The 21971-nt window shown below is 64.7% G+C and carries 17 protein-coding genes and 1 pseudogene; 11 read left to right on the forward strand and 7 right to left on the reverse strand.

The window, feature by feature from the left end; translation table 11 throughout:
* Positions 1-31: 31 nt before the first annotated feature.
* Positions 32-2236, reverse strand: coding sequence for a protein involved in RimO-mediated beta-methylthiolation of ribosomal protein S12 YcaO (locus APT63_05655; protein ID AMA45159.1), 2205 nt, complete (start codon positions 2234-2236; stop codon positions 32-34).
* A 258-nt stretch (positions 2237-2494) separates the two neighbouring features.
* On the opposite strand from APT63_05655, the pseudogene APT63_05660 reads away from it, so the two are divergent.
* The 5 genes and pseudogenes from APT63_05660 (at position 2495) to APT63_05680 (ending at position 5554) form a co-directional block, all read left to right on the forward strand.
* Positions 2495-2881: pseudogene (locus APT63_05660) on the forward strand (hypothetical protein).
* Between the two features lie 77 nt (positions 2882-2958).
* Positions 2959-3852: a hypothetical protein gene (locus tag APT63_05665; protein AMA45160.1), complete on the forward strand. Its 894-nt coding sequence runs from the start codon at positions 2959-2961 to the stop codon at positions 3850-3852.
* 84 nt (positions 3853-3936) lie between these two features.
* Positions 3937-4371 (forward strand): oxidoreductase, encoded by a 435-nt coding sequence (locus APT63_05670; GenBank protein AMA45161.1) that lies wholly within the window; start codon positions 3937-3939, stop codon positions 4369-4371.
* A gap of 199 nt (positions 4372-4570) precedes the next feature.
* Entirely contained in the window at positions 4571-5290 is a 720-nt protein-coding gene (locus APT63_05675; protein ID AMA45162.1) for a hypothetical protein, read from the forward strand.
* Between the two features lie 84 nt (positions 5291-5374).
* Positions 5375-5554, forward strand: coding sequence for a Fe-S oxidoreductase (locus tag APT63_05680; GenBank protein ID AMA45163.1), 180 nt, complete (start codon positions 5375-5377; stop codon positions 5552-5554).
* 340 nt (positions 5555-5894) lie between these two features.
* On the opposite strand, the gene APT63_05685 is transcribed toward APT63_05680, so the two are convergent.
* Together APT63_05685 and APT63_05690 are read right to left on the reverse strand one after the other, a co-directional pair.
* On the reverse strand, positions 5895-6842 hold the full coding sequence (locus APT63_05685; protein AMA45164.1) for a transposase: 948 nt from the start codon (positions 6840-6842) through the stop codon (positions 5895-5897).
* A 404-nt stretch (positions 6843-7246) separates the two neighbouring features.
* Entirely contained in the window at positions 7247-9319 is a 2073-nt protein-coding gene (locus APT63_05690) for a TonB-dependent receptor (GenBank protein AMA47794.1), read from the reverse strand.
* A gap of 303 nt (positions 9320-9622) precedes the next feature.
* On the opposite strand from APT63_05690, the gene APT63_05695 reads away from it, so the two are divergent.
* The 3 genes from APT63_05695 to APT63_05705 all read left to right on the forward strand — a co-directional run bounded on the left by APT63_05695 (position 9623) and on the right by APT63_05705 (position 12374).
* Positions 9623-10051, forward strand: a complete 429-nt coding sequence (locus tag APT63_05695; GenBank protein AMA45165.1) for a hypothetical protein — start codon at positions 9623-9625, stop codon at positions 10049-10051.
* Positions 10048-11343 (forward strand): sorbosone dehydrogenase, encoded by a 1296-nt coding sequence (locus tag APT63_05700; GenBank protein AMA45166.1) that lies wholly within the window; start codon positions 10048-10050, stop codon positions 11341-11343. The genes APT63_05695 and APT63_05700 overlap by 4 nt, the downstream gene beginning before the upstream one ends.
* Before the next feature lie 134 nt (positions 11344-11477).
* Positions 11478-12374, forward strand: a complete 897-nt coding sequence (locus APT63_05705; protein AMA45167.1) for a kinase — start codon at positions 11478-11480, stop codon at positions 12372-12374.
* Positions 12375-12413: 39 nt separating this feature from the next.
* Here APT63_05705 and APT63_05710 read toward each other — a convergent pair whose 3' ends face one another.
* Positions 12414-13316 carry a hypothetical protein gene (locus tag APT63_05710; protein AMA45168.1) on the reverse strand — a complete coding sequence of 301 codons (903 nt, stop codon included), beginning with the start codon at positions 13314-13316 and terminating at the stop codon, positions 12414-12416.
* 553 nt (positions 13317-13869) lie between these two features.
* Positions 13870-14169, reverse strand: coding sequence for an ArsR family transcriptional regulator (locus APT63_05715; GenBank protein ID AMA47795.1), 300 nt, complete (start codon positions 14167-14169; stop codon positions 13870-13872).
* Positions 14170-14260: 91 nt separating this feature from the next.
* On the opposite strand from APT63_05715, the gene APT63_05720 reads away from it, so the two are divergent.
* Entirely contained in the window at positions 14261-15352 is a 1092-nt protein-coding gene (locus tag APT63_05720) for an NADH:flavin oxidoreductase (GenBank protein AMA45169.1), read from the forward strand.
* A 123-nt stretch (positions 15353-15475) separates the two neighbouring features.
* Entirely contained in the window at positions 15476-16591 is a 1116-nt protein-coding gene (locus APT63_05725; protein AMA45170.1) for a mechanosensitive ion channel protein MscS, read from the forward strand.
* Between the two features lie 650 nt (positions 16592-17241).
* On the opposite strand, the gene APT63_05730 is transcribed toward APT63_05725, so the two are convergent.
* Positions 17242-18204 (reverse strand): LysR family transcriptional regulator, encoded by a 963-nt coding sequence (locus APT63_05730; GenBank protein ID AMA45171.1) that lies wholly within the window; start codon positions 18202-18204, stop codon positions 17242-17244.
* 109 nt (positions 18205-18313) lie between these two features.
* On the opposite strand from APT63_05730, the gene APT63_05735 reads away from it, so the two are divergent.
* Positions 18314-19504, forward strand: a complete 1191-nt coding sequence (locus tag APT63_05735) for an MFS transporter (GenBank protein ID AMA45172.1) — start codon at positions 18314-18316, stop codon at positions 19502-19504.
* Positions 19505-19546: 42 nt separating this feature from the next.
* On the opposite strand, the gene APT63_05740 is transcribed toward APT63_05735, so the two are convergent.
* The gene (locus APT63_05740) at positions 19547-21901 is read right to left on the reverse strand and encodes a formate dehydrogenase (protein ID AMA45173.1); all 2355 of its coding nucleotides are present in this window, start codon (positions 21899-21901) and stop codon (positions 19547-19549) included.
* Positions 21902-21971 lie beyond the last annotated feature (70 nt).

Raw genomic sequence — 21971 nt, forward strand, 5'->3', positions numbered from 1 at the left:
CGGGCCGCCCGATCGTGTCGCAAGGGCAGGATCAGTCGCCCAGGCCGGCGGCACGGGCACGGGCCGCGTGCAGCTTCTTGTAGCTGTCGATCAGGCGCAGGTGACGGTCCAGCCCTTCGAGCTTCGAGTTGGTCGGCGTCAGGCCGTGGAAGCGCACGCTGCCGTCGACCGATCCCAACACCGCGTCCATGCGCGCATCACCGAACAGACGACGGAAATTGCCCTCGAAATCGGCCATCTCCAGCTCGTCGTCCAGCACCACTTCCAGCACGGCGCTCATGGCCTGGTAGAACAGGCCGCGGTCGAGCGTGTTGTCGTTGTACTGCAGGAAGGCACCGACCAGGTCCAGCGCCTCCTCGAACTGCTGCAGCGCCAGGTGGATCAGCAGCTTGAGCTCGAGGATCGTCAGCTGTCCCCAGACCGTGTTGTCGTCGAACTCCACACCGATCAGCGTGGCGATGTCGGTGTAGTCGTCCACCTCGCAGTCTTCCAGGCGTTCGAGCAGCGCCTGCAGGCGCTCGTCATCCAGACGGTGCAGGTCGAGGATGTCGCTGCGGAAGGCCAGCGCCTTGTTGGTGTTGTCCCAGATCAGGTCATCGACCGGGTAGATCTCCGAATAGCCCGGCACCAGGATGCGGCAGGCCGCAGCGCCCAGGTCGTCGTACACCGCCATGTAGACTTCCTTGTCGAGCGCTTCGAGGATGCCGAACAGCGCGGCGGCCTGGTCGGCGGTGGACGCCTGGCCCTGCTCGGAGAAGTCCCACTCGACGAAGTCGAAGTCGGCCTTGGCGCTGAAGAAGCGCCAGGACACTACACCGCTGGAATCGATGAAGTGCTCGACGAAGTTGTTCGGCTCGGTCAGCGCCTGGCTCTCGAAGGTCGGGCGCGGCAAGTCGTTCAGGCCTTCGAAGCTGCGGCCTTGCAGCAGTTCGGTGAGGCTGCGCTCCAGTGCCACTTCCAGGCACGGGTGTGCGCCAAACGAGGCGAACACGCCGCCCGTGCGTGGGTTCATCAGGGTGACGCACATGACCGGGAATTCACCCCCGAGCGAGGCGTCCTTGACCAGCACGGGGAAGCCCTGCTCTTCGAGACCCCGAATGCCGGCCAGGATCGACGGGTACTTGGCCAGCACCTGCTCGGGCACGTCGGGCAGGGCCAGCTCGCCCTCGAGGATCTCGCGCTTGACCGCACGCTCGAAGATTTCCGACAGGCACTGCACCTGGGCTTCGACCAGCGTGTTGCCGGCGCTCATGCCATTGCTCAGGTACAGGTTCTCGATCAGGTTGGACGGGAAGTACACCGTCTCGCCATCGGACTGCCGCACGAAGGGCAGCGCGCAGATGCCACGCTCGGTGTTGCCGGAGTTGGTGTCGTACAGGTGCGAGCCGCGCAGTTCGCCGTCAGGGTTGTAGATCGCCAGGCAGTGGGCGTCGAGAATTTCCTTGGGCAGGGCGTCGCGGCGACCCGGCTTGAACCAGCGCTCGTTGGGGTAGTGCACGAAGGCGGCGTTGGCGATGTCCTCGCCCCAGAACTGGTCGTTGTAGAAGAAGTTGCAGTTCAGCCGTTCGATGAACTCGCCCAGTGCCGACGCCAGTGCGGCTTCCTTGCTGGCGCCTTTGCCGTTGGTGAAGCACATCGGCGACTGCGCATCGCGGATGTGCAGCGACCACACGTTGGGCACGATGTTGCGCCAGGAGGCGACCTCGATCTTCATCCCCAGGTCGGCGATCAGGGCGGACAGGTTGGCGATGGTCTGTTCCAGCGGCAGGTCCTTGCCCAGCACTTCGGTGCGACCCGCTGCATCGAGGGCCGGCATCAGCAACGCCTGGGCATCGGCGTCGAGGTCGTCGACCGCCTCGATGACGAACTCGGGGCCGGTCTGCACCACTTTCTTCACCGTGCAGCGGTCGATGGAGCGCAGGATGCCCTGACGGTCCTTGTCCGACAGGTCGGCCGGCAGCTCGACCTGGATCTTGAAGATCTGCTGATAGCGGTTCTCGGGGTCGACGATGTTGTTCTGCGACAGGCGGATGTTGTCGGTCGGGATGTCGCGGCTCTGGCAGTACAGCTTGACGAAATACGCTGCGCACAGGGCCGAGGAGGCCAGGAAATAGTCGAACGGGCCCGGCGCGGAGCCGTCGCCCTTGTAGCGAATCGGCTGGTCGGCCACCACCGTGAAATCGTCGAACTTGGCTTCAAGTCGCAGGTTGTCGAGAAAGTTGACTTTGATTTCCATTGCGGAGGGCACCGTGAGCACGAGTGAAACGAAAAGGCATGACGCAGCCGCCATCCGCTACGGATGAAGACCACGAAGAGAACCTGGGGAACGATGGGCCGGCATTATCCGGGTTTTGCCGGGCAAAGTCTTGCGTCAGCCGGCGGCTGGTGTGTGGACCATTCGTCGGCCGACAAGGGCGATTCGGTTGAACCGAGGCGTCTTCGCGTCACTCAGGTTAAGGGCAACCCTTGAGATGTCGAGGAAACGAGACCCGTCATGGACACCCGGCCCGATCACCACGAAGCGTCCATTCCTGTCGTGGAAGAAGTCGCCAGCCTGTCGAAGCGCACCGTCGTCACGGGTACCACCACCGTGGACAAGCACGTGCAGGTGCACGAGCAGGTGATCAGCGACACCTTGCGCAGGGAAGGGGCGTCGGTCGAGCGCGTCGCCAAAGGCACGCCGGTCGACCGGGACCATCCGCCGCAGACGCGTATCGAGAATGGCGTGACCATCATTCCTGTCTTCGAAGAAGTACTCGTCGTCGAAAAACGCCTGGTGCTTAAGGAAGAGCTGCACATCCGGCCTTTCGTCGAAGACGTCCCGTTTCAACAGACGGTCAGCCTGCGCCGTGAAGACATCGTGCTCACGCACCGTGACGCAGCGACCGACGACCCGTCTGGCGACGCGCCTGCCGCCACCCGGACTTCCAGTTCCATTATCCGCAAAGAGAGAGACGCATGACTCATACACTCGTTGCCGCTTTCGACACCCTTACCGAAGCCCAGGCTGCCAAGCGCGATCTGCTGGCCCAACAGGTACTCGAGAGCAATATCGAACTGTCGTCTTCCGAATTGCATGCCGCCGAAGGCCGTGCCGACGACACCGCTCACCATGAATCCTTTGGTGAAAAGGTCAGCCATTTCTTCAGTTCGCTGTTCGGCACCGACGAGCACGATGCCAACAAGCCGCACCGCTACGCCACCGCCTACCCGGAGCTGTCCCGCCGCGGTGCAGCGGTCCTGACCGTGACGGTCATGAGCGATGAGCAGGCCGACAAGGCCGAAGCGATCCTCGAGCGCAATGGCGCCATCGACGTCGACGAGCGCGTCGCCGGTTGGAGCCGCGAAGACACCGGCGCTACGACGCATATCGCTGGCACTCACCTGGGTGCCGACCGTGCCCAAGTCGTGGACCGTACCCTTGATACACCTGGAGGCGGTGCCGCGATTCCAGTGATCGAGGAAGACCTGCGTGTCGGCAAGCGTGAAGTCACCACCGGCCGTGTCCGTGTGGTCTCGCGTCTCACCGAGCGTCCCGTCGAAGAGACGGTGAACCTGCACGAAGAGCACGCTCACATCGAGCGCCGCCCGGTAGACCGTCCGGCGACCGCGGCCGATCTGGACGGCTTCAAGGCAGGCTCGATCGAGATTCAGGAAACCGCCGAGCAGGCCGTGGTCGAGAAGTCGGCGCGCGTGGTGGAAGAAGTCAGCGTGGGCAAGCAGTCCAGTGACCACCAAGAAACCATCCGTGACACGGTGCGTCGCACCGATGTCGAGGTTCAGAACGATCCAGGCACCGTGCGTCACGAGGCCTCGATCACTCCACCGAACGATCCGCTCAAAGGCCGTTGATCGTAACCGGCAGGTCGGTAGGCATTCAGGCCTGTCGGCCATGCCTCTTGCTTGCGTCATTCAATCTAGAGAAAGGAAATCGACATGAGTCTCTTCGGCACGATCCTCGAAAAACTGGGCCTGCGCAAACATGATCAGGGCACCGTCTCCGGCAACGATGCTCCCACCTCCAGTGGCGGTGCCGCTTCGTCTGACGCCTCGGCCTCGACCACACCAGGTGCGACCGCCTCGACCTCGACGCCCGCACCGGCTTCGCTGTCGCAGGTAGACGTCGCGGCCAAGCTCGACGACCTGGCAGCGCAGCACAGCGAGAAACTGAACTGGAAAACCTCGATCGTCGACCTGCTCAAGCTGCTGAACATCGACAGCAGCCTGACCAACCGCAAAGAGCTGGCCAAGGAACTGAACTACACCGGTTCGACCGACGACTCGGCGGCCATGAATGTGTGGCTGCACAAGGCTGTCCTGAAAAAACTGTCGGAAAACGGCGGTCAGGTGCCTGCCGACCTGCTCGACTGATGGGCCGAGGGCCCCTCGCAAGAGGGGCCTCTCGAGAGGTCGTTCGCTCGCCAGGACGTGCGCCTGGCAAGTGGACGACCTTCTTGTCGATGCAGGAAACGTTGCCGCTGCGACGTGAGACATCGACGAACGGTCATCTGCCGATGGCCGACGCAGGTATCCTCCTTCCCCTCTAGCACAGACTTTTCAGGAGACCGGCATGACCAGGCCTCTTCTGCTGGTGGCGGCCTTGGTCTTCGTCAGCCCAGGTGCCTGGGCCCAGCAGATCCAGCGGCAGTTGGGCGATTTCGACTTCAAGCTCGGTACGACCCCCTCACGCAGCATGGCCCAAGGGCTGATCGCCCCGAGTGCGGTCAGCTCGTTCCACGGTGGCCTGGATTTTACCCACCCCAGTGGGCTGTATTTCGGCCAGTTCGCCCCGAGCATGGGCATCGCACCGACCTCCACCTTGCAGCTGGACAGCTACCTGGGCTATCGCCACCGCTTCGACACCAGCCTGGGATATGAAGTGGGCATGATCCATTACAGCTATCCCGAAATCTCCGGGGGCGACAGCCATGCCGTGTACGGCGGGCTGACGATGCTGGGCAGTCGCCTGGGGGGTGCGCTCAACGACAATCCGGACAACCGCACCGGCACGCTGTATGCCGACCTGGGGCAGGTGCCGTTGCTCGACATTGGTGTGACGTTCAAGGTCGCCCATCATCGTCTGGGCACGCCTTTCACCATCGGCGGTGGCGGTGAGGTCAACGCGTTCAGCGACTGGTCGGTGAAGCTGTCTCGGCCTTGGCTGGGCATGGACCTGGACCTGATCTACAGCGGGTCGGACCTGAGCGGCAGTGGCTGCGACGTGTATTCGGGCATCAATGCCCAGTGCGACAGCATGGTCATGCTCAAGGCCCAGCGCAGTTTCTTCTGACGGCCTGACTGGCGCGGTTGAGTCGTTGCCTGGGCGATCGTGTCCAATGGACAGGCATGCTCGCCACCTGTGGGAGACGATGAGTTGGGCAAAGACAGCGAGAACCCCTGCACCTCGAACTGCAAGATCCGCGACGGCGTGTGCACCGGGTGCGGGCGGTTGAAGGACGAGATCCGTGAATGGAAACGCCTGAAGAAAGGCGAGCGCGCCGAGGTGGTCAGGCAGGCCAAGGCCCGCTTGAAGGCGTTGAAGAAAAAGAAGTGACCCGCCTGGCTGGCGAGGGCGCCTGCGCTGCCGTCATCGCGGGCAAGCCCGCTCCCACAGGGGAGTGCTTTGAACAGAGCTTCGATGCAGTCTAGACCCTCATGACCACGCCGCGGTAAGGCCGGCCACCATGGACCTGTGGGAGTCCGCCTTGGCGCCGCGCTGTCGCGCAGAGAACATGGCGATAGTTGGCAAGATCCGAAGCTTCATTGCTAACTGATTTTAGGGCCGCTTTGCGGCCCATCGCGGCACAGGGGCCGCTCCTACACCCGTAGCCCCACCGCGGGGTTGCAGGCTATCGCGGTCACCTGTGGGAGATTCTATGGTAATTGCCAAGCGCTTAAGCGGTTTTGGGACGATATTCCTCTCCGCTTCTGATCAGGGCAAAGACCACTCGAGCCAGCTTGCGGGCCAGCATGACCAGGACTTGAGTCTTTTTAAAACCGCGGCTCTGCTTGTCTTCGTAAAACGTTTTCCAAGCAGCTGTCCTGCCTGCTGACATCGCCGCGTTGTGCAGCAAACGACGGACCTCTGGATCGCCTCGTTTGGTCAACGTCGAGCGTTCTTTTTTCTTGCCCGACTGAGCCACTCGCAGGTCCATTCCTAGAAAGGCGATAAAGGCATCGGCACTCTTGAACTCGCCTCGCTGGTAGGTGGCGACCAAACGCGCAGCGGTAAGAAAACCAATACCTTCAACTTTCATACACTGCTTTACTAACGGCATCAGTCCTGCCTGGTCGAGCAGCTTCTTGATCATGTTTTCAATGAGGTCTTCAAGGCGCTTCATCGAGGTGAGCTGGGACTTCAAAAGGCTCTTGAGCAGCGGCTCACCCTCCCAGCTCAGTCTCAGCGCTGTACGCGTCTGGACGAGCATCGCGCGCCTGCGAAACAGGCTGACAAGGTCGCGATAGAGCGTCGAAGGTGGGATCCAGGGGCTAAGGTTGACGCCTTCGTTCTTGAGGTACCGGGCCAGTACCCTTGCATCGATCGGGTCGGTCTTGGCGCGTGAACCAATACCTTTTCGGTAGTGACTCAGGGCATAACCATCCATCAAGTAAAGGGTATGTCCTGCTTCATGGACCATATCGGTAAACAGCAGGTGATAGACATTGGTGGCTTCGATTGCAATCGAGACCTTTCCGTGTAATGCCTTGATCCATTGCTTGATGGCCGTCTTGTTGTTGGCAATAGTGCTCAACTGTCCGGAGCTGTCTTCGTAAATGACGAGTTCAGCCTTAGCAACGTCGACGCCTATGATCGTGCTGTGTTCGGATGATGGCATTGCCATGAGCGCGTCTCCGCAGGTAAGGTCTAAGGGCTTGAAGGGCCACCCAGAGGCGCAGGCTTGTACTTTCGTCGGTCAAAACCGGAAGCATTCCTTATCGGCGCTTGGGTGAAGGGAGGAGGGGCGAAATCTCCCACGGTCTGTACTGCGCGAACAGTCAGAAGCGGATCTAGTCCCTCCTCCTCCCTTCAAGTCCTACCATACAAGCGGCCCCAGTGCCGCGATTGGGCCCGCAGGGCCCACAAAATCCTGAACTTATTCCTCTTAAAATCGAAAAGATATTTTATGTTCTGTGGGAGCGGGCTTGCCCGCGATAGCGTCCGTCCCGTCGCCGCCGCCTTCATCGCGGGCATGCTCCATAAAAGCCAACGCCGTCGACAGCGTCGGCGCCCCCAGGTCTGGCACCTTCAGTAGGTCCAGGTCACCGATGCCGTCAGATTGCGCGGCGCCCCGTAGTTCGAGCTGCTACCGGTCTGCAGCGATTGCAGGTACTTGCGGTCGGTCACGTTGTTGAGGTTCAGCGACGTGCTCCAGTGCGCGTCGATGTCGTAGGTGGTCATCAGGTCCAGCAAGGCATAGGCCTCCTGGCGCGCTTCATGGTACGTGTCGCTGCGCACCGCGCTCTGCCAGCTCAAACGGCCACCGACCTTGACCTGCGGCAGGGTCGGCAGGCGGTAGGTGAGCAGGCTGCGCACGCTATGGCTGGGGACGAACTGACGCGCCTTGTCGCCCTCAGGGTCTTCGATCCGTACGTAGGTGTAGCCGGCCAGCACGTTCAGACCAGGCAGCAGCTCGCCCGACGCCTCCAGCTCGATGCCGTGGCTCTTGTAGTCCACCCCTTCGTACAGGTAGCGGTTGCCCTCGTACACCGGGTTGGCGGCCACGTTCTCCTGGCGGGTCTTGAACAGCGCGGCGGACAGGTCCAGGCGCTGGTCCATGAGGCTACCCTTGATCCCCACCTCGGCACTGGTGCCTTCCAGCGGGTCGAGCAACCCACCGTCCAGGGCTGCGTCGTATTGCGGGCTGAAGATCTGCGTCCAGCTGCCATACACCGCCCATTGCGGGGTCAGGTCATACACCAGGCCGGTGTACGGGGTGACCTTGCCGTGCTCGCGGGTGTAGTGCGAGCTGCCGTAGCTGTCGCCTTCGCCGTCGGCGCTGAGCATCCGTGCGCCGAGGATCCAATGCAGGTCGTCGATCACGCTGAAGCGGGCCCCGGCGTACAGGCTCTTCTGGCGGTCGGTGAAGTTCTGGGTATTGGCTTCGCTGGTATAGGCCAAGGAGGGTCGAAGGATGCGGCCGGCCAGCGCTTCGGAGAAGGACGAGTCGAAATAGCCGTCCTCACTGACGTTGTAGCCGCGTTCCGTGTGGTGCGTACGCCCGTAATTGGCCCCCAGGGTCAGCTCGTGATCCCGGCCCAGCAGCGTGAACGGCCCGGAGAGCTGCGCTTCGCCGATCAGCTGATGCTCGTCGCTGGTGGTGTCGCTGGCGTACGAGGTCGCGGCGTCGCCGACCACGTTGTACAGGTAGAACATGTTGGTGTCCTGCTTCTGCGAGACACCGGTCACCGTCAGTTTGCCGTTCCAGCCGTTGCCGAACGCGTGGGTCAGCTCGGCGAACGCCCGTTGCGTGTGTAGGTTCCAGTAGGTCCAGGGCTGGCCCACGCTGGTGCTGCGGCTGCTGTAGTGAAGGGCCCGGCCGCTGGCATCGACCAGGGGCAGGTTGCCCCAACTGCTGCCATTGGCATCGCTGTTGTGCTGGGAGAAACCCACGGTCAGGGTATCGGCGTCGGAAAGGTCGAACGCCAGCAGCCCGGCGGCCACGTTCAGCTCGTGGCCATAGCGATCCAGGTAGGAATTGCCTTTGTCATGGGCATAAATGAAGCGCCCACGCACGTTCCCGCTGTCGGTGAGCGGGCCGGACACGTCGGCGGCGATGCGCCGGTTGTCCCAGGCACCGGCGCTGACGCCGATCGAGGCCTGGGGCGTGAGGGTAGGGCGCTTGCGCACGAAGTTGACCGTGGCCGACGGATTGCCCGTGCCGCTCATCAAGCCATTGGCGCCGTGCAGCACGTCGATCTGCTCGTATTCGGCCAGGTCCTGCGCGCCGATCAGGGTCGTCGCTGCGAACGGCATGCCCATGCCGTCGTACTCGAACGTGTCGATGGTGAAGCCGCGCGAGGTGAAGATCGTGCGATCGGTCTCGATCTGCTCGACCGTGACCGATGGCGCGGCACGCAGGGCCTGCCTGACGTCGTTGATGCGAAAGTCATCGATCTGCTCACGCGTTACGGTGGTCACCGCCTGCGGCGTTTCCTGCTTGGACAGCCCCAGGCGCGTGGTGCTGCTGGCGGTCCGGCCCTGATAGCCCTCGCTCAAGCCGCCGTCGGCTTCACTGTTGCTTTCGACCTGAATGTTGGGCAGGACCACTTCGGTGGCGGCCATGAGGGACTGGGGGTGGCTACAGACACCGGCAAGCAGTACGAGGGCAGAAAAACGAGGGTTCAAGGGAGCCTGTTCCTGAGTCGAGCGAAAGGACGCGAATGAAGCAATTTCGCAAATGAGAATTCGACGCAGATAATATCAATTCTTTTATATTGTTCTCACAATGTGTTAACAAAATTTTCCCCCGCGCAACGGGCCCGACGAGGCTGGGCAAGGGCAGACGGTGAACTAAAGCTGTCAAGGTGCAATCACTTTCTCTGCAACGTCCGCGCGACCCTGATGGCCCAGCGTATCCACGTCAAGCCGTGATCCAGGTCGCTGAACCCTGAGGAGACCGCCGTGACCGCAACTGCCTACCCCCTTCATCGCTGCCGGCCCGGGCCGCTGCATGCGATCCTGCTCGCCGGCGCCGTACCGCTGTTTCTGGGCGCGCTGCTCAGCGACATCGCCTATGCCAAGACCTACCAGATCCAGTGGAGCAACTTCGCCTCGTGGCTGATCGCAGGCGGGCTGCTGTTCGCCGGGCTGGCCTTGCTGTTCGCGCTGGTCAACCTGGTGCGTGCCGAGCGCAAGGGCGGTCGCCCGGCGCTGTACTTCGTGCTGCTGCTGGTGACCTGGGTGCTGGGTCTGGTCGGTGCCTTCGAACACGCCAAGGATGCCTGGGCGATGATGCCGTCGGGCCTCGTGCTCTCCGCCATCGTCACCGTGCTGTCGCTGATCACTGCCTGGATCGGTCTGACCGGTCTGCGCTCGGAGGATGTGGCATGAAACCGACCTATGCATTGACGGCCCTGAGCATGGCCCTGCTGCTGAGCGGCTGTGGCGACACCAACCCTGACGCGACCCAGGCCCGCGGGCCGGACCCGAAGCTGCCCGAGCAACAGCGCGGCCTGCTGCCGAGCATGAAGATCGCCGAGCCGAGCGCCTGGGGCGACCGTACCCCCACGGTGCCGGAGGGCTACGCGATCACGGCGATCGCCAAGGACCTGAAGATTCCGCGCCAGACCCTGGTGCTGCCCAATGGCGACATCCTGGTCGCCGAAGGCCGCGGTGGCAATGCCGCCAAGCTCAAGCCCAAGGACGTGATCGCCGGTTACATCAAGGCCAAGGGCAATACCCAGGTCAAGGGCGGCAACCGCCTGACCTTGCTGCGTGACGCCGATGGCGACGGGCGCTACGAGGTGCAGACGGTGTTCGCCGAGAACCTCAATGCGCCGTATGGCCTGGCCCTGGCCAACGGCAAGCTGTACGTCGCCAACCAGGACGCCCTGGTGACCTTCGACTACACCGAGGGGCAGACCCAGGCCAGTGGTGCCCCGGTCACGCTCACCGAGCTGCCGTCGCAGATCAACCACCACTGGACCAAGTCCCTGGCGGTCAGCGACGACGGCCGCTTCCTCTACGTGGGCATCGGCTCGAACAGCAACATCACCGAGCGTGGCATGGAGGCCGAGGTGGACCGCGCCGTGGTCTGGCAGATCGATGCCCAGACCGGTGCGCACAAACCCTACGTGACCGGCATCCGCAACCCCACGGCCCTGACCATCCAGCCTGGTACCGGGCAAGTGTGGGCGGTGGTCAACGAGCGTGACGAACTGGGGCCGGACCTGGTGCCGGACTACCTCAGCTCGCTGAAGGAAGGCGCCTTCTATGGCTGGCCCTACAGCTACTGGGGCCAGAACGTCGACCCGCGCGCCCAGCCGCAGGATCCGGCCAAGGTCGCCGCCGCCATCAAGCCGGACTACAGCCTGGGTTCGCACGTGGCCGCGCTGGGCGTGGACTTCTCGCTGCCGGCCATGGGTGAGCGCTTCGCCGATGGCGTGTTCGTCGGCGAGCATGGCAGCTGGAACCGCTCCGATCCGGTGGGCTACAAGGTCATCTTCGTGCCGTTCCGCGATGGCAAGCCAGCCGGTGAACCGGTCGACTTCGCCACGGGCTTCCGTGACGACGACGGCAAGACCCGTGGCCGTCCGGTGGGCGTGACGGTGGACCCGAAAGGCGCGCTGATCATCGCCGACGACCTGGCCAACACGGTCTGGCGGGTGACGCGTACGCCATGACGGCAAAGGCTGCCCGGCTCAGGCGGGGCAGCCTTGCAGGTCCGGGCCTTGGGTTTCTCGACAGGCAAGCGTATTGCCGTCACCTGTGAGACCATGGCCCGGTGTTCGGCCATGCAGTCACCAGAAAACACCCGATGAAGACACCAAAACGGATTGAGCCGCTGATCGAAGATGGTCTGGTCGACGAAGTCGTCCGGCCTTTGATGAGTGGCAAGGAAGCAGCGGTCTACGTCGTCCGCTGTGGTCAGGCCCTGCGCTGCGCCAAGGTCTACAAGGAAGCCAACAAGCGGAGTTTCCGCCAGGCGGCCGAGTACCAGGAAGGGCGCAAGGTCCGCAACAGTCGCCAGGCCCGGGCCATGGCGAAAGGGTCCAAGTATGGGCGCAAGGAGGCCGAAGACGCCTGGCAGAACGCCGAAGTGGCCGCGCTGTTCCGCCTGGCCAGCGCCGGTGTACGCGTGCCCAAGCCCTACGACTTCCTGGACGGTGTGCTGCTCATGGAGCTGGTTACCGACGCCGACGGCGATGCGGCGCCACGGCTCAACGATGTGGTGCTGGAGCCGGAGCAGGCCCGCGAGTACCACCAGTTCGTCATCCGCCAGGTGGTGCTGATGCTGTGCGCGGGCCTGGTGCATGGCGACCTGTCCGAATTCAACGTGCTGCTCGGCCCCGACGGGCCGGTGATCATCGACCTGCCGCAGGCCGTGGATGCGGCGGGCAACAACCATGCCTTCAGCATGCTGGAGCGTGATGTCGAGAACATGAGCGGTTATTTCGGCCGCTTCGACCCGTCGATCAAGCAGACGCGCTACGCGCGCGAGATCTGGTCGTTGTACCAGGCCGGCCAGCTCACCCCGGAGTCACCCTTGACGGGGCTGTACGAAGACGACACCCACGAGGCGGATGTCGGGGGCGTGCTGCGGGAAATCGAGGCGGCCCGCTTCGAGGATGCCCGCCGCCGCGCAGGTCGGGCGGAAGCGGAGCAAGGCCCGACCCGGGAGCAGGAGCCGCCACCGCCGCCCTGGTTGCAGTAAGGCAAGGGCTGCCGTCGCATGCGAGGGCAGTCCGTGATTTCAGTGAGCCGGTGCCTGGCGTGTCGCGCTCATGAGCGTGGCGAGCACGATCACCGACGCGCCACACAGCATCCGCAGCGAAGGCTGTTCGCTGAACAGCCACCAGGCGCCCGCGATCGCGTACACCGGTTCCAGCGCGATGATCATGCCCGCCGTGCGCGCCTGAAGACCCTCCAGACTCTTGACGAACAGAAACTGCGCCAGGCCCGTGCAGAACACGCCGAGCAGGATCAGGTGCGTCCAGTCATCGGCCTGCAGCGCGAGGGTACCTGAAGTGCCGAGCGCCAGCGGGCCGACCAGCGCGGCCACCACCACGTTCTGCCAAAAGGCGACCTGCAGGGCGTTCATGCTGGCGCCGCGGCGTCGGTTGACCACGGTCAGCACGGCGAAGGCCAACCCGGAGGCCAGTCCCCAGACCAGGCCCAACGTCCCCTGATCGAACAGGTCGAGCGATGGCACCACCAGGACCAGCCCGGTCGAGACCAGCATCAGCAGCAAGGCATCGAGGGGGCCAAGCCGATCGCGAAAGACCAGCACGTCGATGAGCGCGATGAACGCCGGAAAGGCTGCGAACCCCAAGGTCGCCATGGCCACCCCGCCCACCTTGACGGCGACGAAGAAGGTGACCCAGTGCGCGGCGAGCAGGGCGCCGGTCAGGAGAATCACCGGCAGGTTGCGCCAGGTCAGCGCATCCAGCAGGCGCGTGCCCTTGAGACCGGCCACGAAACCCAGGGCGATGAACGCGACGGCGGCGCGGCCAAAGGTGATGACACTGGCGTCGGCCTGGATCAGAGCGCCGAGGATGCCGGTGAGGCCGAACAGCACGGCGGCAAGGTGCGCCACGAGCAATGCGGTGCGCGGACCGGTCGAGACGCGGGCGCCGGGGAGGGAGGTAGCGAGCATGGGCAGTCAAATCTTCACGAAGGCGCGCGCGGGCTCTTGCTGGCCGCGTGGCGCGAGGTTGTTCGAACGAGGGTGGAAAGGCATGCGGACGCAAGGACCGATGCACAGGGGCGCCGCAGCGTTGGAATTGTGAAGCGAGGCTGCCGACTCGCGGTGTCGCGCAGAACGGCCCATGGCGCAGGGCGGCTCTAGGGCGGGAGTATGAGGGGGAGGTGGGAGGGGCGATCGATTGCCAGAGACAGGGCGTTGTCTGATTGCGACATGCGGGTATCAGAGGGCGCCATTCAGGTAGAGGCGCATGGGGCATGGCTGAGACAGCCGTGTTTGGCGGTCATAGAGGTGGGGCGGGTTTTGTGGGCCCTGCGGGCCCAATCGCGGCACGGGGGCCGCTCCTACACCCGTAGCCCCACCGCGGGGTTGCAGGCTATCGCGGTCCCCTGTGGGAGCGGCCCCTGCCGGGGCGCCGGACCGGCCGCGATTGGGCCTGAAAGGCCCATAAAACAGCCCTGTAACAGCATCCCCTCACCGCACCCCTGCAGCCAAGCCATCTACCTCACTGCTGCGCCAGCACCGACGCCAGCAACCCCGGAAACCGCGCCTGCATGGCCTCGGCCCGCAGCGAGTTCATATGGGTGGTCCCCACGTTGCGGGTCTGCACCAGCCCGGCGTCGCGCAGCACCCGGAAATGGTGGGACATGCTCGACTTCGGACGACCGCCGTCCAGCTCGCCGCAGCTGGCTTCGTCCACTTGGGCCAGGCAGCGCACGATGTCCAGGCGAACGGGATCGCTCAGGGCGTAGAGAACACGCTCGAGCACGAAGTCGTCAGGGTGGGGGTGTTTGTAGGATCGCATGCCGCACATGATAACGGGGGTTTCATCAAATGCCATAGTTCGATTATGATCGAACTATCGAAAACACATGAGCCTCCCAAGGAGCTTGTCCATGTCTGCATTGTTTCAACCCTATACCCTCAAGGACGTCACGCTGCGCAACCGCATCGCCATCCCGCCGATGTGTCAGTACTCGGCCGATGACGGCCTGATCAACGATTGGCACCACGTGCACCTGGCCGGGCTGGCCCGCGGCGGCGCTGGGCTGCTGGTGGTCGAAGCCACGGCCGTGGCGCCGGAAGGTCGCATCACCCCCGGTTGCGCAGGCATCTGGACCGACGAACAGGCCGATGCGTTCGTTCCCGTGGTCAAGGCCATCAAGGCCGCTGGCTGCGTGCCCGGCATCCAGATCGCCCACGCCGGCCGCAAGGCCAGCGCCAACCGTCCCTGGGAAGGCGATGACCACATCGCCGAGGACGATCCACGGGGCTGGCAGACCATCGCCCCCTCGGCCATCGCCTTCGGCGAGCACCTGCCGAAGGTGCCGCGCGCCATGACCCTGGAGGACATCGCCCGCGTCCAGCAGAACTTCGTCGATGCCGCCCGCCGCGCCCGTGACGCCGGTTTCGAGTGGATCGAGCTGCACTTCGCCCATGGCTACCTGGGCCAGAGCTTCTTCTCCGAACACTCCAACCAGCGTACCGACGCCTACGGCGGCAGCTTCGACAACCGCAGCCGCTTCCTGCTCGAGACCCTGGCGGCCGTACGCGAGGTCTGGCCAGAGCACCTGCCCCTGACCGCTCGCTTTGGCGTGATCGAGTATGACGGTCGCGACGAGCAGACCCTGACCGAGTCCATCGAGCTGGCGCGCCGCTTCAAGGCCGGTGGCCTGGACCTGCTGAGCGTCAGCGTAGGCTTCACCATCCCCGACACCAACATTCCGTGGGGTCCGGCCTTCATGGGGCCGATCGCCGAGCGTGTACGTCGCGAGGCGGACCTGCCGGTGACCTCGGCCTGGGGCTTCGGTACGCCGCAACTGGCTCATCAAGCCGTCGAAGCGGGTCAGCTGGACCTGGTCTCGGTCGGTCGCGCGCACCTGGCCGATCCGCACTGGACCTATTTCGCCGCCAAGGAGCTGGGCGTCGACAAGGCGTCGTGGACGCTGCCAGCCCCCTATGCACACTGGCTCGAACGCTACCGCTGAGCCTGCCAGCTGGCCGGTCGCCATGACCCGGCGAGCCGGCCGCGGTCACATCGACGGGAACTTCTGAGGCCTGAGCCTTCCGAAAAAAGAACTGTTTACCGGTGAATTTTTCGAGGAGGCACGATGCAGTGGCAGACATGGCTGGACACGACGGTCTGGCTGAACATCGGAATCGTCGCCACGGCGACCGTGATCATCCACTTGGTGCTGCGCAGCCTGGTGTCGTTGCTGCGCAGACGCCTGACCCGTGACGAAGACACGGCCGCAGGTCACAAGGGCCGTATCTGGGCGAAGGCCATCGTTACCCGGACCAGTGGCGTTCTGCTGTTCGCCTTTTCCCTGTTGTTGGCCCTGAAACTGATCGACCTGCCCAGCAATTGGCAGGCCGGGCTGTCCCATGGTTGGTTCGTGGTGCTCGCGCTGCAGGTGGCCCTGTGGCTTGACGCCTGCGTGCGGCTGTGGGGCCGTGGGCTGCTCTTCCACAAGGAGAAAGGCCATTTCAACCCGGTCATGACCACCATCGTCTCGGTCCTGGGGCTGATCGTGGTCTGGGCGATCATGCTGCTGTCGATCCTGGCCAACCTGGGGGTGGACATCACCGCGCTGGTGGCCAGCCTTGGCGTCGGCGGTATCGCCGTGGCCCTGGCGGTGCAGACCGTGCTCAGCGACATTTTCGCGTCCCTGTCGATCGGCTTCGACAAGCCGTTCGAGATCGGCGACTTCGTGGTCTTCGGCGATGTGGCCGGGACCATCGAGCACATCGGCCTGAAGACCACCCGCATCCGCAGCCTCAGTGGCGAGCAGGTGGTGTGCTCCAACGCCGACCTGCTCAAGCAGACCCTGCACAACTACAAGCGCATGGACACCCGCCGTATCGTCTTCACCTTCGGCATCAGCTACGACACGCCGTCCGACAAGGTACGCGCGGTCTCACCCATGCTGCGCGGGATCATCGAACGTCAGCCGGACACGCGTTTCGATCGGGCGCACTTCCTGTCGTTCGACGAGAGCCGTCTGCTGTTCGAGGTCGTGTACATCGTCCAGAGCCCGGACTACAACCGCTACATGGACCTGCAGCAGGAGATCAACCTGCAACTGCTCGAAGGGCTGCGCGACCTGGAGGTCCGCTTCGCCCATCCGGTGCGCAACGTGCGCGTGATGAACAACCGGTTGCCGGAGATGCCGGTGACAGTGGAGGCGCAGGGCGTGCCTCGGCAGAGTGCTGGGGTGGCGCATTAACACCGGCCTGCCTGCCGATCCATCAGCGCCTGCATCGCGGCACAGGGGCCGCTCCTACACCCGTAGCTGCACCGCGGGGGGGGACAGGCGACCACGGACCTGTGGGAGCGGGCTTGCCCGCGATGCAGACGGCGTCTGACTGGGCGCTATCGCTGGCAAGCCAGCTCCTACCCAGATCTCGGCAACCTATCCCGTGGGGGTACAGACGACCACGGATCTGTGGGGCTTGCCCGCGATGCAGACGGCGCCTGACTGGACGCTATCGCTGGCAAGCCAGCTCCCACCCAGACCCCGGCAACCTATCCCGTGGAGGTACAGGCGACCACGGGCCTGTGGGAGCGGGCTTGCCCGCGATGCAGGCGGCGCCTGACAGGACGCTATCGCTGGCAAGCCAGCTCCCACCAGATCTCGGCAACCTATCCCGTGGGGGTACAGGCGACCACGGACCTGTGGGAGCGGGCTTGCCCGCGATGCAGACGGCGCCTGACTGGACGCTATCGCTGGCGAGCCAGCTCTTACCAGATCTGGGCAACCTATCCCGCGGGGGTACAGGCGACCACGGACCTGTGGGAGCGGGCTTGCCCGCGATGCAAGCGGCGCCGGACAGGACGCTATCGCTGGCAAGCCAGCTCCCACCCAGACCTCGGCAATTACGGCAGACGTGATGCCTGAACGGCCGGCCCGCTGTCCGGCTCGAGGCTGCCGAACGGGGCCAGCCGCTCGGCCAGGTGATCCAGCAGGGCCCGCACCTTGGGCAGGCCCTCTCGGCTCTTGAGCCAGACCAGGTTCATCGGCAGGCCATCGGTGGCCAGGGCCGGCAGGACTTCGACCAACGCCCCGGTGTCCAGATGCCGCTGCACCAGCCAGGTGGGCAGTTGCCCCACGCCATGGCCGGCGAGCACGGCGGCGACTTCGCCCTCGCCATCGCCGACCGCGATGCGTGTCTGTACCACCCGACGTTCCTGATCGCCTGCCTGGCGGCCCTTGAAGAACCACGGGCTGACCTGGCCGTCGCCATGGGCGTAGCCCACGCAATGGTGATGGTCCAGGTCGGCGGCCGACTGCGGTACGCCATGCGCGGCCAGGTAGGCAGGCGAGGCGCAGAACACCAGGCGTTGCGCACCGAAGTAGCGGTGCCCCAGCGCGGCAGGCCAGGCATCCGAGCCGCCGATGCGTACGACGATGTCGATGCCTTCGTGGGCCGGGTCGACGAAACGGTCGGAAAACGACACGTGCGGTTGCAGGCGAGGGTGCTGACGCACGAAGTCCAGAATCAGCGGCAACACATGCAGGCGTCCATAGGACGCGGGCAAGTCGATCCGCACCCGCCCTTGCGGTTCGTGGTCATGGGTAACCAGGGCCATTTCGGCCTCTTCCAATTCGGCTAGCACCGACACGCAGGTCCGGTAGAACGCCGTGCCCGCCTCGGTCAGTGTCAGCCGCCGCGTGGTGCGCTGAAACAGACGCGCGCCCAGGCGTTCCTCGAGCCGCGCGATGCTCTTGCCCACGGCCGAGCTGGTCAGGTTCAGGCGCTCGGACGCCGCGGTGAAGCCACCCAGGTCCGCCACGGCGACGAACACATCCAGGCCCTTGAGCCGTTCGGAACCCTGCATCGCTCACTCTCCATTCAGGACAAAAAATCCGAACAATCAGGATTTTTTACCCGAGATCATCCGTAGATTCTCTAATAGCCTGACGGCAAATCGTTTGGAGTCAAGTGTCATGTCGTCCACCTCTACCCTCGAGGCGCCGTCGTTCGCCTCGGCGTCTACCCGTTCGGGCTTGCCGATCCTGATCATGGCCGTCGCTGCCTTCATCATCGTCACCACCGAATTCCTGATCCTTGGCCTGCTGCCGGCCTTGGCCCGTGACCTGGGCATCTCAGTGGCCCTGGCTGGCCAGACCGTCACCTTGTTCGCCTTCACCGTCATGCTGTGCGGGCCCTGGCTGACGGCGCGCCTGGCGCGGGTCGAGCGCAAGCGGCTGTTCACCTGCATCCTGCTGGTGTTCGCCGCTGCCAATGCCCTGGCTGCGGTGGCCCCGAACCTCTGGGTCCTGGCCCTGGCCCGCTTCATCCCGGCGCTCGGCCTGCCGGTGTTCTGGGGTACGGCCAGCGAAACGGCCAGTCAACTGGCCGGCCCCGGCAACGCAGGCAAGGCCGTTTCACGGGTGTACCTGGGCATCTCGGCTGCCTTGGTGTTCGGCGTGCCGCTGGGCACCGTGGCGGCCGACACCCTGGGCTGGCGCGGCAGCTTCTGGCTGCTGGCCGGTGTCTGCCTGGCCATCGCCTTGCTGATGCACCGGGTCATGCCGTCGCTACCCGGTGCCCCGCCCGCTGCCGAAGGTGAACGGCAGACCGCCATCCTGCGCGAGCCGCGTTTCCTCGCCCACGTGCTGCTGTCGGTGCTCACCTTCACCGCCATGTTCACGGCCTACACCTACCTGGCCGACACCCTCGAGCAGCTGGCCGGGGTGCCGGCAGGGCAGGTGGGCTGGTGGCTGATGGGCTTCGGTGCGGTCGGCATGGTCGGCAACCAGCTGGGGGGCCATCTGGTCGATCGCAGCCCTCTGGGGGCGATGCTGCTGTTCCTGGTGATACTGGCCATCGGCATGCTGGGGGCCGTGCCCGCCGCCCGTCATGGGCTGTGGGTGGTCGTCGCGCTGATCGCCTGGGGCGTGGCCTACACGGCGCTGTTCCCGATCTGTCAGGTGCGCGTCATGCAGGCCGGGGGCAAGGCCCAGGCATTGGCCGCGACCTTGAACATCTCGGCAGCCAATGCCGGCATCGGCCTGGGTGCGATTCTGGGAGGCGCGGGCATCACGGCTTTCGGCCTGGACCAGCTGGGGGTGATCGCCACGGGGATCGCGCTGCTGGCCATCCTGCTGACCCTGATGATGCTCAAACGCCGCTGACCGCTTCCCAGACCCTGAGGGCCTGGGAAGCAACAGGCGACCCTAGACCACCTGGTCCTTCTCCGGGACCGCATGGTCCAGGTCGCTTCGCTGCGGCTGCGCAGGGTGCAAGGTGATCGGCACGGATTTGGCGGCCGGCACCTTGCTACGCTCGGCGTAGTGCCACAGCGGAATCAGCGGGTTGGCTTCCGGGTAGTAGGCGCCGGCGCAGCCTTCGGGAATGTCGTAGGCGATGATCTGCAAGGGCCCGACTTCACGGCGCACCTGGACATCGACGGCCGTGCGCACGCGCACCCAGTCCCCGGCAGCGAAGCCCAGGCGCACGATGTCGTTGCGGTTGAGGAAGATCACGCTGCGGGTACCGCTGACGCCACGGAAGCGGTCCTCGTAGCCGTAGACGGTGGTGTTGAACTGGTCGTTGCTGCGCAGCGTCATCAGCTGGATCACGTCACGGCGGCTGTCATCGAGCGGCATGTCGGGGTTTTCGTCCAGCCCGTTCGGTACCTTGAACTGCGCCTTGCCCGAAGGCGTGGCCCATTCCCGGCGGGTGGCCGGGAGCGGTCGATGGAAGCCGCCGCGTTCCCACATCCGGGCTTCCATGTCATGGAAGATCTCGGGGTAGACCTGGCCGATGGCCTGCCGGATCAGTGCGTAGTTCTGGCGCCAGGCCTCCCACGGGATCTGCGTGCGCCCCTCCAGCATGACCTGGGCCAGGCCGGCGACGATGGCCACTTCCGAGCGCAGGTGCTCGCTGGCCGGCTCGGCCGTGCCCCGCCAGCCGCGGATGCAGCCGGTGCTGTCCTCGGTGCTGTAGGCCTGTTCAAGACCATCCTGACGATCGATCTCGATGCGACCTAGGCAGGGCAGCAGCCAAGCGTCGGCGCCCGGCACCAGGTGCGTACGGTTGAGCTTGGTCGCCACCTGCACGTTCAGCTTCAAACCGGCCCAGGCCGGCTCCATGCGGTCGGTGTCGGGGATGGCGCGCAGGAAGTTGCCACCCAGGCCGATGAACGCCTTGACCTGGCCGGCGACGATGCCTTCGCAAGCGTCCACGGTCGCCATGCCCTTGTGCTCGGGCACCTTGAACCCGAACAGCGACTCGATCTTCTCCACCGGCACCTTGGCCGGGTCTTCAGTGATGCCGACGGTGCGCTGGCCCTGCACGTTGGAGTGCCCACGCACCGGGCAGATGCCGGCACCGCGCTTGCCGATGTTGCCGCGCAGCAACAGCAGGTTCACCAGCATCTGCACGTTTTCCACGCCATGACGGTGCTGGGTCATGCCCATGCCGTAGACGATCATCACCCGCTCGCTGCGGGCGTAGACCGTGGCGGCGGCTTCCAGCGCGCCCCGGCTCAGGCCGCTGCGCTGCTCGAGCGCTTCCCAGCTGTGGCGATCGATGCTCGCCAGGAAGTCGTCGAACCCTTCGGTATGGGTCTCGATGAAGGCCCGGTCGATCACGGGTGCCTGCCCTTGGGCCGTGGCCTGACGGTCCATCTCCAGCAGTGCCTTGGCGATGCCCATCACGGCCGCCGTGTCACCGCCGACTGCTACCTGGTGGTACTGGGTGCTGATCACGGTGGACTGAGGGCCGAGCATCTCGCTCGGGGATTGCGGGTTGACGAAACGCTCCAATCCCCGCTCGCGCAGCGGATTGAAGGTGATGATCGGGACGTGGCGCTTGCGGGCTTCCTGCAGCGGATGAAGCATGCGGGGGCTGTTGCTGCCCACGTTCTGGCCGAAGAAGAACAGGCAGTCGGTGTGCTCGAAGTCCTCCAGCGTCACCGTCCCCACAGGCACGCCGATGCTTTCCTGCAGCCCGACCGAGGTGCTTTCGTGGCACATGTTCGAGCTGTCCGGCAGGTTGTTGGTGCCATAGGCCCGTGCCAGCAACTGGTACATGAAGGAAGTTTCCAGCGATGCACGCCCCGAGGCGTAGAACACGGTCTCGTCGGGGTGCAGCGTCTTCAGCGTGGCGCCGATGCGCGCGTAAGCCTCCTCCCAGGACGTGGGCAGGTAGCGGTCGCTGGCCGCATCGTAGTGCATCGGGTGGGTCAGGCGTCCGTGCTGCTCGAGCGCATAGTCGGTCCAGCCGCGCAGCTCGGTCAGGGTATGGCGCTCGAAGAAGGAGGGCTCGGTGCGCAGGGCGGTCAGCTCCCAGGCCGTGGCCTTGGCACCGTTCTCGCAGAACTCCAGCGCGTGCGGATCGCCCGGCTTGGCCCAGGCGCAGCTGACGCAGGCAAAGCCTTTGGGCTTGTTCTGCTTGAGCAGGGCCAGCGGGCCCTTGCGCAGGGCCTGCTCGCGCCAGAGGATGTTCATCACCGAATGGGCCGAGCCCCAGCCGCCGGATGCAGAGGTGTACGGACGATAACGGGCAGCGGGGTGGATGAGCCGCATACGAGGGTGCTCCCTTCAAAGACTGACGTGTCGTGTGCCTAAAGCGTACGAGTGAGCCGTACGAAGAAAG

Origin of the sequence: Pseudomonas monteilii (assembly GCA_001534745.1) — a bacterium.
In the GTDB taxonomy this organism is placed as follows: Bacteria; Pseudomonadota; Gammaproteobacteria; order Pseudomonadales; family Pseudomonadaceae; genus Aquipseudomonas; species Aquipseudomonas alabamensis.